The 12,926-nt window shown below is 45.1% G+C and carries 10 protein-coding genes, 1 tRNA gene and 1 other RNA gene; 3 read left to right on the top strand and 9 right to left on the bottom strand.

From position 1 onward, the window contains the following. Window positions 1-211: 211 nt before the first annotated feature. From aroC to rnpB, 7 genes are all read right to left on the bottom strand, one after another. Complete coding sequence (aroC, locus tag BWX39_RS07485; RefSeq protein WP_028905136.1) at window positions 212-1,300, bottom strand: chorismate synthase; 1,089 nt, start codon at window positions 1,298-1,300, stop codon at window positions 212-214. 121 nt (window positions 1,301-1,421) lie between these two features. Further along, entirely contained in the window at window positions 1,422-2,084 is a 663-nt protein-coding gene (locus tag BWX39_RS07480) for an FKBP-type peptidyl-prolyl cis-trans isomerase (protein ID WP_036860358.1), read from the bottom strand. Window positions 2,085-2,586: 502 nt separating this feature from the next. Beyond that, a tRNA-Cys gene (locus BWX39_RS12130) sits at window positions 2,587-2,657 on the bottom strand. Between the two features lie 87 nt (window positions 2,658-2,744). Then, window positions 2,745-2,936, bottom strand: a complete 192-nt coding sequence (locus BWX39_RS07470; protein ID WP_076123315.1) for a FeoB-associated Cys-rich membrane protein — start codon at window positions 2,934-2,936, stop codon at window positions 2,745-2,747. A 15-nt stretch (window positions 2,937-2,951) separates the two neighbouring features. Next, the gene (locus BWX39_RS07465) at window positions 2,952-3,359 is read right to left on the bottom strand and encodes a YkvA family protein (RefSeq protein WP_028905135.1); all 408 of its coding nucleotides are present in this window, start codon (window positions 3,357-3,359) and stop codon (window positions 2,952-2,954) included. Between the two features lie 52 nt (window positions 3,360-3,411). After that, entirely contained in the window at window positions 3,412-3,834 is a 423-nt protein-coding gene (locus BWX39_RS07460; protein ID WP_028905134.1) for a hypothetical protein, read from the bottom strand. Between the two features lie 126 nt (window positions 3,835-3,960). Continuing rightward, window positions 3,961-4,343: RNase P RNA component class A (gene rnpB, locus BWX39_RS07455), an RNA gene on the bottom strand. 624 nt (window positions 4,344-4,967) lie between these two features. Between rnpB and BWX39_RS07450 the strand changes: the two genes are divergently transcribed. Next, window positions 4,968-7,286: an outer membrane beta-barrel family protein gene (locus tag BWX39_RS07450; RefSeq protein ID WP_028905133.1), complete on the top strand. Its 2,319-nt coding sequence runs from the start codon at window positions 4,968-4,970 to the stop codon at window positions 7,284-7,286. A 370-nt stretch (window positions 7,287-7,656) separates the two neighbouring features. Here BWX39_RS07450 and BWX39_RS07445 read toward each other — a convergent pair whose 3' ends face one another. Both BWX39_RS07445 and hemW read right to left on the bottom strand, forming a co-directional pair. Then, on the bottom strand, window positions 7,657-7,980 hold the full coding sequence (locus BWX39_RS07445; protein ID WP_028905132.1) for a positive regulator of sigma(E), RseC/MucC domain protein: 324 nt from the start codon (window positions 7,978-7,980) through the stop codon (window positions 7,657-7,659). A gap of 61 nt (window positions 7,981-8,041) precedes the next feature. After that, a complete protein-coding gene (gene hemW / locus BWX39_RS07440) occupies window positions 8,042-9,220 on the bottom strand; it encodes a radical SAM family heme chaperone HemW (protein ID WP_028905131.1) in 1,179 nt (392 codons plus the stop codon). 276 nt (window positions 9,221-9,496) lie between these two features. On the opposite strand from hemW, the gene BWX39_RS07435 reads away from it, so the two are divergent. Next, complete coding sequence (locus BWX39_RS07435; RefSeq protein ID WP_028905130.1) at window positions 9,497-11,659, top strand: elongation factor G; 2,163 nt, start codon at window positions 9,497-9,499, stop codon at window positions 11,657-11,659. Window positions 11,660-12,113: 454 nt separating this feature from the next. Continuing rightward, window positions 12,114-12,860, top strand: coding sequence for a polyprenol monophosphomannose synthase (locus tag BWX39_RS07430; RefSeq protein WP_004364673.1), 747 nt, complete (start codon window positions 12,114-12,116; stop codon window positions 12,858-12,860). Window positions 12,861-12,926 lie beyond the last annotated feature (66 nt).

The raw sequence follows: 12,926 nt of genomic DNA, 5'->3' as shown, positions 1-12,926 counted from the left end.
GAAAAGGAGGCTTGGTTTAAGTTTTATCAGCTATAAAAAATTTGAGAGCGTTCAACCGAACGCTCTCAACCAACACAAAAACTAAACTAGACTTAACTAAAAGTTTTCGCTCTATTTATCTCAAACAGTAACGAAACATAGCGCAAAGATACGATAAAATAATTATAAAATCGTACTTTTATGCTGTATTTTCTCTTTTTTCAGAAAAATGTTACATTCTTTTGGAATTATAGACTAATAATGCGTCCAATATTGTCATTGCTGCCATCGATTCTACGATGGGCACTGCCCGTGGCAGAACGCAAGGGTCGTGTCTTCCGCGTGGGTCTATTGTCTGTTCATTTCCAGCAATATCCACTGTTTTCTGTTCCATCAGTAAGGTTGCTACTGGCTTGAATGCAACTCTGAAGTATATATCTTCGCCGTTGCTTATTCCACCTTGTATTCCTCCGCTGTGGTTGGTTCGTATTGCAATATCGTCGTTTTCGTTTTCTGCTGCCGTTGCAAAACCGTCGTTTTGCTCACTTCCCCGCCACGTGCTTCCGTCGAAACCTTCGCCGTATTCAAAGCCTTTTGCCGCATTTATACTTAGCATTGCCGCACCCAATAGTGCGTGTAACTTGCCAAACTCGGGCTCGCCCAATCCTACGGGACACCCTTTCACCACGCAGGTTATCACTCCGCCAATGGTGTCGCCCTCACTTTTCACTTCTGCAATCAGGCTTTCCATTTCCTTTGCCTTCGCTTCGTCGGGGCATCTCACGGCGTTGTTCTCTGCCTGCGATAAGTCGTACTTCCTGTAATCCTTGTCTACGGCAATATTGCCCACCTGCGATGTGTAGGCTTGAATGCTTATGTTGTGTTTTCGCAGCACAAGTTTTGCCAATGCACCTGCCACTACTCTTGCAAGCGTGATGCGTGCCGAAGACCTTCCGCCTCCGCGATAGTCGCGTATGCCGTATTTCTTATAATAGGTGTAGTCGGCGTGCGATGGTCTGAAAAGGTTGCGAATATCGTCGTAATCCTTTGTTTGCTGGTTCTTGTTTCTTACGATGAAGCCTATCGGCGTACCTGTCGATTTGCCTTCAAACACTCCACTCAGCAGTTCCACCTCGTCGGTTTCTTTCCTGTCGGTGGTAATTTTGCTTTGTCCCGGTCGGCGTCTGTTCAGTTCGTTCTGAATAAAATCGAGGTCAATATCTATGCCCGACGGCATACCATCAACTATGCCGCCTATCGCTGCGCCATGGCTTTCGCCAAAGGTGGTCAGTGTATAGAGTGTGCCAATTGCGTTGGGCATATTGTTTCCCTTTCCTTTTTACTTTTCGTTACAAACGCTTGTGGACAGCTGCTTTGGGTGGGCTGTATTGCTGCAGAATAGGTTTCACGCGTGCAAACAGCCCTCGGGGGAATCGGTTTTGTTAGTCCTTGTTGTGGCAACCGCAGTGTCCGCCTCCGTGTCCTTCGCCTTCTCCGTGGCAGCCGCAGTGTCCTTCTCCGTGCCCTTCACCTTCTCCGTGGCAACCGCAATGACCCTCTCCATTTCCTTCGCCATCACCGTGGCAACCGCAATTTCCGCCACAGTGGTGGCTGTTAAGCTTTTCAAAGAATTCTTTTACTTCCTCTTCGCTTGCTTCACGGTTTTCTATTATGTGTCCTTTAAACTTGAGTTCCTTGCCTGCCAATGGGTGGTTGAGGTCTACTTTCACCTTGTCTTCCGTTATGTCGATAACGCGTGCCATAAAGCGTTGTCCCTCTTGGTTCTGTAAAGGAATCATTGCGCCAACGTACACGTTGCTGCTGTCGAACTCTCCTTCGTGCGAGAATACAGCCTTTTCAAGGTCTAAAACGTTTTCTTCCTTGTAGTCGCCGTAAGCCTGTCCCTTTGCCAAATCGAAAGCAAAGTCGTTGCCTGCAGCGGTTTCCATTGCTATTTTCTCAAACTCTGGCAATGCCATTTCGCAGCCTGTGTAGAACGTCAAGGGTCTGTTTTCTTCTGTTTTTTCTATCAAAACTTCGTTTCCGTATTCAATGCTATACAATTCGTAGCTTGCAGAAATGAATTTATGTGTTTTATTTTCCATTATTATTGTTTTACTGTTTTGTTCTTTTGCAAAGGTACTATTAATTTATGAGAAACAGGCGGACTGCTTGTTGTTTTTTGTTTCGTTTCGCCTTTCCCAATAGAAAGTGCCTTTCTATTTGCTATGCAATTTCGCCTGTACTTCTCGTTTTATAGGCGGAAAGCAGTGGATAATTGTGTAAATATTTTTCGTAAGCGTATCTGTTGCGTAATAACTTAGTTATCAATGTGTTGCAAAACCTATTGTTTTGCGTTCCAAAAGCGGCTGTTTTGCACGGTAAAAGCGTAGGTTTTGCATCGCAAAAGAGCCGCTTTCGCAGTGTCAAATCGAAATTACCGTTTTTCTTTAGAATTATCTTTACAGAACAAGGGGCAGTAAAGCGGACAACGTTTCCTTCAATAGGTTTCTATCGAAACGTTACAACTCCGCTCTTTCTATTAATGTAAGGTGGTTCAATGATGAATAATAAAAAAGCCCGAAAGAATTGTTCTTTCGGGCTTTGAGGTGCCTAGCAGAATCGAACTGCTCTACACGGTTTTGCAGACCGTTACCTAACCGACCGGCCCAGGCACCATAACAATTTGTCGATACAACTAAAGTAATACCCCCTAATTGCGAGTGCAAAAGTAATAAGAAATATTTGTTTAACCAAATTTTTTATCAACTATTGCAATAAGAATTTACTTTCCCTTGTGTTCGTATGTTGTTTTTACGCATCATTTGCTCACGAATGGCGCAGCCTTTGCACCCTCCGCAGGCGTTTCTCGATACTTTTATGGTTCTGATTAGCATACGGACAACGTAAGCTACCGCCAATGCTAAAACAATGCCAACGATGATGTACTGTACCATACGTCCTCCTTTCTTTTACACGGGCTGGTCTTCCGCCTTGTCGGAAAACAGGTTCTCGGTAGCCTTCATTTCGTCTTCGTCGAACCATTGCGACAGTTTGTCCTTCGCTTTCTGCTTCACATCATCGTCTATGTTGCCCCATATTTTTTGCAACACATATACAAGTACGGTGAGGTCGTCGCCCAATCCAGCGAGCGGAATGGCATCGGGAACAAGGTCGAGCGGTGCTATGAGGTAGCCCAGTGCCCCGATGATGATGGCTTTGTCCTTGATTGACACCTTGTCGCTTTCAACAGAGTAGTACAATATCAATGCAGCATAAACCAATTTTGCTCCTGCTCGTTTGGCTATGCGTTGTATTTTCTCAATAAATTCGTTCTTTGTGAACTTCTCTTTGTATTTGCTTAAATCTGGAATTTCCATATTTCTTCTTTGTTGTTAGAGGTTTATGCCGAAGGCATTGTTGCCCGATGGGTTAGAAACGCATCACCTTTTCCACGTATGCGCTAGCTTCTGGGTGGTCTTCTTTTGCACGTTTCACCTTCTTACGCACAATGGCTTTCATCACTACTCGGTAGATAACGTAGAGCAGCAAGCCGATGGCAACACCGAGAAGCACCGCTTGATAGCCTTTCACGGGCAACGATTCTTCCTGAAAAGCCGACAGCACTATGATGGGCAATGTTATCAGTACGCCTGCAACGGTGTATTGCGTGCGTTCCGTTCCCTCGCTGTCGAGTGCGGCTTGGTGGTCGAAAAGATAGTTGCCCAATTCCTCTTCGTCCAGCTTTCCGTCCATTTGTGGGAAACCAGGGTCGTTCTTATGATTTCTTATCTTGTTTTCAACCTGATGCTGAAAATCGTCTAATACGTATCTGTAATCTTGAAATTCTTCCATAAAAAACAAGGAATGGTTCTACAATCTGTTTGTTCTGCGATGCTGTTTTGAAACCTTTAAGTGTGGTTCAGCACCTTTCTCATACTTCAACTCCCTCCCCACGATGGGGGAGGCAGCGAGTATGTGTAAAACAGTACTTCTATAAGCCGGGTCTTGTTTCCTTACCGTCTTTCGACAAGTAAGGACGCCTGTCATCTGTCTAACCGCAGGGTCGCCCCGTGCGTTTTAGCGTTCTACCCTCCGTTGTGCCGTGTATGGCTTGGGCGAGTAACCCTCAAACAACGGTTTACATGAACTTGCAGCTCCTGAACGGCACAGCCACGCAGTCGCCTACGTGCTGGTAGTCTCTTACACTACCTTCTCACCCTTGCCTCGTTGCCAAGGCGGTTGTTTTCTTCTGCCTACATCTACTGTTGCCAATAGCTTTCATTTTCGGAAGCAGGATACTCTTTGCTGCCCGGACTTTCCTCTCGTGTCTTGCAACACCAGCGACAGTGCCGAAGTACTGCCTTAGATTGCAAAGATAACGTAAATATGCCAAATGCCAAAGTTTTGCTCCTACATTTTTTGTTAATATTTGTCCTTATACATATCTTATATAATAGAGATTTTGGCAAAACTATTCCTGTGTTAGATTGCTAATCAGTAAGTTGTATTCTTGCTTTCGACGCTGATATGTGTGCTTGCAATGGTTCCAATGTTATTGTTAATAGGTTCCACGTTCACGGGAAGCCGTATATAATGCGATTTCTGACTTACATTTTTTAATTATCAAAGCTTTGATAAAATTTTCTTTAAGCTTAAATAAATACTTATCAAAGGTTAGATAATTATTTCTCTAAGCTTAGATAATTTAATTTTCACGGACATAATTAGTTTCTAAACCGTGCTTTTTCTTATTTCGAGTGCTTAGATGGGGCATTGGTAACGTTTCTTTTGCAACGGAATCGATATATGGGGTGTGCTTGTAACGTGTTTATATAATTACTTGGAACACCTACTTATTATTCCCAAAAGGTTAAAAGGCGCAGTGAAAAGAAAAGTTTATTCGCTTTTTTTTATAAATAATTGTTCTTTTCTTACCTTTGCAGACAATAACAACGAAATATTTAAACAATAAGATAATATCAGTTATGAAGAAATTGTATGCCATCGTTACAGCCTTGGTATTGTTTTCTACCGTTGCAAAGGCGCAGCAGACCATTCGTGGGTGGATAGCCGACGAGCAGCGTTTGCCTATCGAGTATGCCAATGTTATTGCGCTTTCCGTGCGCGACTCTTCGCTCGTTACGGGCGCAGTAACCGATAAGGCAGGAGCGTTTCAGCTCTCTGTGTCTGCCGACGCACAGGTGTTTCTGCGCGTTTTGGGTGTAGGCTACGAACGGCGCAACGTTTCTTTGCCCCTCGCTGCTGATACTTTGCAGCTGAAAGCTGAGGCAAAAGCAATGGAAGGCGTAACCGTTACGGCGCAACGCCCCAAGATGGCGATACGAAATGACGCTCTTGTTACGACGATTGTTGGTTCGTCGCTGGCAAAAGCAGGCTCGGGCAACGACGTTCTCAAGCGTATTCCGTTGCTGACGGGCAAGGAAGGCAGCTATTCGGTCGTCGGACGTGGTGTAGCAGTTATCTATATAAACAACAGAAAGATAACCGACGCAACCGAAATAGAGCGTCTTAACTCGTCGGACATTAAGGACGTCGAGGTGATAACTAATCCAGGGGCTCGCTACGATGCCACGGTGAGTGCCGTTATCCGCATTCACACGGTGCGAAAGGTAGGCGACGGCTTTGGTTTCGATGCACGCACGTCGGCTTATTATTGGGAAAACTGGGACACTTACAATCAGCTCAATATGTATTATCGCCGCAATGGTTTGGAGCTGACGGCTGGTTCGGCTTATAATCTTAGCAATAACTTAACTAGGCTAGCCACTACCAACGAGGTGCAGACAACCAATTTGTGGACAAACAAATGGATAAGCGATTTTAGTTCTCGCAATACATATAATAACTACATGCTTACGGCAGCTTATGAGTTTAATACTAACCATGCCATTGGTGCACGTTTCTTCTCCAATTTGCTTGTTGGGGCAAATTACGAACACGGTAAATTCTCTACTGATGTAATTAAAAACAATGTGCTCTACGACCATATAGAATCGCAAATACAAAACAGAAGCACTGCTATTCCTAATAAAAGCCTTTCTGCTTACTACGTTGGAAAGGTGGGAAAACTGAACATCGACTTCAATACCGATTACTATTATGGAGAAGAGACCGAACTTCGCACAACGACAGAGCAAAGTGCCAACTACGATAATCGCACAGTAACATCTGCAGGAACGCACGCAAACAAGTTCTTTGCAACCAAGCTGGTGCTCTCTCACCCACTGTTTGGCGGCAGCTTATCGGTTGGAAACGAGAACACTTTTACCAATCACGAACAGAGTTACACTAACCAAGAAGGCATTGTAGCCAATGCTGCATCGACCATTAAGGAGCGCAACAACGCTTTCTTCTTCGAGTATAGCCGTCTCACACCTATCGGACAGCTTATGGCAGGACTGCGTTACGAGCACGTAAATTCCGATTATTACGACCAAGGAGTGTACAGCACGGAACACAGCCGCACCTACAACCAATGGTTTCCGTCGCTTACTTTCGCAACACAAATAAAGAAAGTAGGCTTGCAACTCTCTTATTCGGTAAAGACATCGCGCCCTTCTTACAATCAGTTGGGTACAGACGTGTTGTACATAAACCGCTTTACGCGTCAGAGTGGTAACCCTACGCTGAAGCCAGAAACACTACACAACATTACGCTTGTGAGTAGTTGGAACTGGCTTACTTTTGTGGCCAACTACACACAGACACACAACAAAATTATGTATTGGAACGAACAAGAAAGCACTGATGAAAATATAACCAACCTACGTTACCGCAATTTCAAAAGGTTTCCTGCCTTAACACTGAGCCTTACCGCTGCACCAACAATTGGTATATGGTCGCCTCAACTTACATTATTCTGCCAAAAGCAATGGTTCGACATAGAACGTTTGGGCAGCAAGTTCGATTTAAACAAGCCAATATGGGGAATAAAGTGGAATAATTCGTTTGAATTCAGGCACGATTGGACAGCAGAAGCATTCTTGCAAATCAATTCAAAAGGTATAACAGAGAACACTGAACTTATCAGAAGCACCTCCGCATTCAACTTCTCGGTACGAAAAGCATTCTTGAACGACCGCCTTTCTGTTACTGTAGGCGTAAACGACCTCTTCAATCGCTCTGCCAATCAATCGTTGCTTTATACGAATAACTTAAGCATAGAAATAAAACAAGAATTCGATAGCCGAGATTTCTATGTTACTTTGCGCTATAAATTCAATACAGCACGTAGTAAATATAAAGGAACAGGAGCAGGACAGAGCGAGCGTAATCGTTTCTAAGCCACTACAAATGTGCAGAAAATGCGTTTTCCACGCCCCATTTTCTTCGTTTTTCGGGGCTGGGAATGCGCTTTCTTAACTTGATTATAATCAATGCGTTGTGATATTATAAAGCTGTTGTTAAGTCGTTCTGCCGAATTACTTACACGTAAAGAAATATTTATTTACGTGTAAGTAAAAATTTATTTACGTGTAGAAAAATATTTCTCAACGTGTTGATAATTTCATTGTCTGCGTCAAAAATGAGCTATTGGGGCTTGTGCCAGTTTGCAGACACGTATGAAAACGAAATTAAGGCAGTTTCTAAAAAGTACCTTTATTGGATTTTTAGAAGCTGCCTTAAACCTAATTTAATATTGTTATGTGGGTGTTAATGCAAGGTAGATTTGTATTGTTCTTTTATGCGTTGTTCCACTTCTTCGAGGGTTTTGTTGCTGCTTAGTCTGCTTTTTATGAAACGGAAGCCGTACCAGACGATGACCATTCCGAGTGCTGCAAGGAGGAATGTCCATACGTTGCCAAGGTTAAAGCCCTGTATAAACTTTTCGCAGATAACGAATCCGCCAATAGAAACAAGGTAATCGAGCCAACTCGACGATGTGTAGCTTTTGCTTATGCGTTGGTATTCTTCGTCGTTTGCGAGCAGTTGTTGGCGGTTGGCTTGCCAAAGTTGTTCAAATTCCTGTTCTGTCATAAATGTAAGTTTCTGTTTGTTCTGCGTGCAAAGGTAATGAAAAAAATGGTTTGCTGCTGTTTTAAACGTACATTAATTCGCTCATAACGAAATCGCTGACGTAAATTCCGTGGCGTGTAAGGTGCAGATGGTTGTCGGTTATGGCGAGCAGACCTTGCGAGATGAGCGGGGCAGAGGCTTTTGCAATGTGCTCTTTGTAAGGCGACGGCAGTGCGGAAAGGTCGATACCGCTCTTCGTCCGCAAGGCTGTTGTTACCATATCGTCGTAGTGTGTATCGTCGTCGATGGTTTCCACCTCGTAGATGGGGCGATTGTTTGTAATGCCGTCGATGTATTCTTGCAGGTTGTCTATGTTCCAACGGCGTGTGGAAAGGTTGTAGCTGTGTGCCGATGCGCCTATGCCGAGATAGGGTTTGTTTGCCCAATAGGCACTGTTGTGGCGCGAACGGAAAGGAGAAACGGTGGTATGGTCGAGCTTGGCGAAGTTGCTGATTTCGTATTGCTCGTAGTTGGCGAGGGCAAGGCGGTCGATAAGTGTGTCGTACATCGTGCGATAGAGTTCCTCGTCCATATCTTTCACTTTGCCTTTTTGCAGAAGTTGGTAAAGCGGAGTGCCCTCTTCGTACATCAAACTGTAAGCCGAAAGGTGTTCAACGTCTAAGGCAATGGCTTTGTCAATGTCGAGTTGCCATTCCTCTATGGTTTCGTTTGGGAAGCCAAACATAAGGTCGATGGAAATGTTTTCTATGCCTGCACGGTGCAGGTGGTCGATGGCGGTCTGCACATCGGCAGCTTTGTGGCGTCGGCGGAGAAACTTCAGGCGTTCGTCCGAGAAAGTCTGTGCGCCCATTGATATGCGATTGATGGGCAGGTGCCTAAGGTTTTCGGCATATTCGGTGGTTATATCGTCGGGGTTGCACTCAAGGGTTATTTCCATATCGGCGTAGTTTTCCATTCTGTCGGCATAGTTTTCGGCAATGCAGCGAAATATTTTCTCGATGTGGTGGGCATGCAGCTGCGATGGTGTGCCTCCTCCGAAGTAGATGGTTTCAAGTCGTTCGACAGGGTCAGACTTCTCTCCGAAGATGTAATGCCTTTGTGTTGCTGCTTCCTTGCATAGTGCGTCTACATACAAGTCTACGACTGCTGCTTTCTCTGCATGTGGCGTCAGGGTGGAGTAGAAGCCACAATAGATGCAGCGGCTTGCACAAAAGGGAATATGGATATAGAGCCCTGCCATTTATTATATAATATAATGTATTATGTCTGAATGATAATTACTTGCTTGCAAAAGTAGTAATATCTTTTAATACTTTGCTAAAATGTTGTAAATAGTTTTGGTGGTATGAAAGAAAATACCTAACTTAGACGGCGGTAGCGGTAAGTGTTGCTTATCGCTCGACACAGAACATAATACTAACAACCTAAAGGTGGGCTTCTAAAACCAAAATCTATAATAGATTGCTGCCTGCGTGTAGACCTTTTAGAAACAACCTTTTTTTAATCTATCGTGGTTATGAGAGTATATCAGACAAACGAAATCAAGAACATTGCATTGCTTGGCAGTGCGGGTAGCGGCAAGACTACTCTTGCCGAAAGTATGTTATTTGGCGCGGGTATTATCAAACGCCGTGGCACAGTGGAAGCTAAAAACACAGTTTGCGACTATTTTCCAGTAGAACAAGAATATGGCTACTCAGTATTCTCTACTGTTTTTCATGTTGAGTGGAACAATAAGAAGTTGAACATAATTGATTGTCCGGGAAGCGACGACTTCGTGGGGGGAGCGATAACGGCACTGAACGTTACCGACCAAGCCGTTATACTTATAAACGGACAGTACGGCCCTGAAGTAGGAACACAAAACAACTTCCGCTATACAGAGAAGTTGAAGAAACCTGTAATCTTCTTAGTCAATCAATTAGATTCTGATAAATGCGACTTCGACAACGTGATGAACAGCATGAAGGAAATCTATGGCTCAAAGTGTGTGCAGATACAATATCCAACCGCAACGGGTGCAGGCTTCAACAGCATCATTGATGTCTTGCTGATGAAGAAATACAGTTGGAAACCCGAAGGCGGTGCTCCTATCATCGAAGAGATACCTGCCGAGGAAATGGACAAGGCGATGGAGCTGCACAAAGCGTTGGTAGAGGCTGCTGCCGAGAACGACGAAACGCTGATGGAGAAGTTCTTCGAGACCGAAGCACTTACCGAAGACGAAATGCGCGAGGGCATTCGCAAGGGTCTTGTGGCACGCAGCATCTTCCCAGTGTTCTGCGTTTGTGCCGGAAAAGATATGGGTGTGCGCCGCTTGATGGAGTTCTTGGGCAATGTTGTGCCTTTCGTCAGCGAAATGGACAAGATACACAACACACGCGGCGAGGAAGTTACGCCCGACCCAAACGGCGCGGAATCGGTTTATTTCTTCAAGACTGCCGTTGAACCGCATATCGGTGAGGTAAGCTACTTCAAGGTAATGAGTGGCTCTATCAAGGTTGGCGACGACTTGACCAACGCAGACAGAGGCTCAAAGGAACGCATTGGCCAGCTGTTTGCTTGTGCGGGAGCCAATCGTATCCCCGTCGAGCAACTCAATGCAGGCGATATTGGCTGTACGGTGAAGCTGAAAGACGTCAAGACAGGCAATACATTGAACGGTAAGGGTGTAGAGCAGCACTTCGATTTCATCAAGTATCCCAACCCGAAATATATGCGTGCCATCGAGGCGGTGAACTCTCAGGAAACCGAAAAGCTCATGGCGGCCTTGCTGAAGATGCGCCAAGAAGACCCAACGTGGATTATCGAGCAAAGTAAAGAGTTGCGCCAGACCATCGTGAAGGGACAAGGCGAGTTCCACTTGCGCACTTTGAAGTGGCGTTTGGAGAACAACGAGAAACTTCAAACCGTATTCAAGGAAGCACGCATACCTTACCGTGAAACCATTACCAAGCAGGCAAAGGCTGAATATCGCCACAAGAAGCAGAGCGGTGGCGCAGGACAGTTCGGCGAAGTGCACCTCATCGTAGAGCCATACGCAGAAGGAATGCCCGACCCAACAATGTATAAGTTCAACGGACAGGAATTTAAGATGAACATAAAGGGCAAGGAAGAGAAGACAATGCCTTGGGGCGGCAAGCTCGTATTCATCAATTCTGTTGTCGGCGGAGCCATCGACACGCGCTTTATGCCAGCCATTCTGAAAGGTATCATGGACTGTATGGAGCGTGGACCATTGACCGGAAGCTACGCCCGCGACGTGCGAGTGGTTGTTTACGACGGTAAGATGCACCCTGTAGACTCTAATGAACTTTCGTTTACGCTTGCTGCGCGCCACGCATTCTCTGATGCTTTCAAGATTGCAGGACCGAAAATTCTCGAGCCAATCTACGATTTGGAAGTGTATGTGCCGGGCGATTACATGGGCGACGTAATGAGCGACTTGCAAGGACGCCGTGCCATGATAATGGGAATGGACAGCGAAGCGGGTTACCAGAAGCTGCAAGCCAAGATTCCGTTGAAGGAATTGGCAAGCTACAGCATTTCTCTGAGTTCGCTGACAGGTGGCCGTGCAAGTTTCACCACCAAGTTCTCAAGCTACGAACTCGTGCCTAACGAACTCCAGCAGACCCTCATTGCTGAACACGAAGCAGAGGTTAAGGACGAAGAAGAATAGACAGAAAGAACATTTTTGCATTTGCAAAACATATAAAAAGAGCAAGAGCCGACATGCCGTACAGCGTGTCGGCTCTTCGTTTTTAGGGGTAATTTCACCCTAGTTTCAACGCCGTTGTCGGGCTATATTCCATGTAGAAAAAGCGCATCTGTAATATGCTGTGTTTCAATATGATATGATGTGGTGAAAAATATGACGTCATATTTGCTCGGAAATGACGTCATATTTGTCCGAATATGACGTCATATTTCTCAGAAGATGATATCATATCCGTTTAAATATGACATCATACCTGACTATACATCTGAAAACAGAGCCAGAAAACCCCACGATGCCTTTCCCGTACAATAGGTTTCCGCGTTCTCTTTTAACAACCTTTTAGGCGCAAACCGTTTCTAACATTTGGGATATTCGGATATTTGTCTTACTTTTGCAGTAAAGAAAATATTTACGTATGACAAGCGACAGCATAGTAATAATCCCTACATACAACGAAAAAGAGAATATGGAGAAGATTATCCGAGCCGTTTTCGGTTTGGAAAAGTGTTTCCATATCTTAGTCATCGACGACGGAAGCCCTGACGGAACGGCGCAGATTGTTCACCGATTAATCAAGGAAGAATTTGCCGACCGTTTGTTCATCATTGAGCGTTCGGGCAAGTTAGGACTTGGAACAGCCTATATACGTGGCTTCCATTGGGCTTTGGAACACGGCTACGACTACATTTTCGAGATGGATGCCGACTTCAGCCACGACCCTAACGACCTGCCCCGCCTGTATGCAGCTACGCACGACGAGGGTTTCGATGTGGCTGTTGGCTCACGCTATGTCAGCGGCGTAAACGTTGTGAACTGGCCCATCGGACGTGTCCTGATGAGCTATTTTGCCAGCAAGTATGTACGTTTCGTAACCGGATTTCACGTTCACGACACCACGGCAGGCTTTGTCTGCTATCGCCGCAAGGTGCTCGAAACCATTCCGCTCGACGAAGTACGCTTCAAGGGCTATGCCTTCCAGATAGAAATGAAGTACACGGCGCACAAGATAGGGTTCAAGATAAAGGAAGTGCCCGTTATCTTCGTAAACCGCCGAGAAGGCACAAGCAAGATGAGCGGAGGCATATTCTCGGAAGCCTTCTTTGGTGTGATGCGTTTAAGAATGGACGGTTGGTTCAGGAAATACCCCGCTATAAAGAAGTAAATAACAGCATAGTAAAAGAACGCTTTCGCATCGGGGGCGTTCTTTTATACGTTTAATAACAACCCT

It is taken from the genome of Prevotella intermedia ATCC 25611 = DSM 20706 (genome assembly GCF_001953955.1).
Taxonomy (GTDB): domain Bacteria; phylum Bacteroidota; class Bacteroidia; order Bacteroidales; family Bacteroidaceae; genus Prevotella; species Prevotella intermedia.
The sequence above is the reverse complement of the archived record's forward strand: the minus strand, read 5'-3'. Positions and strand labels throughout refer to the sequence as shown.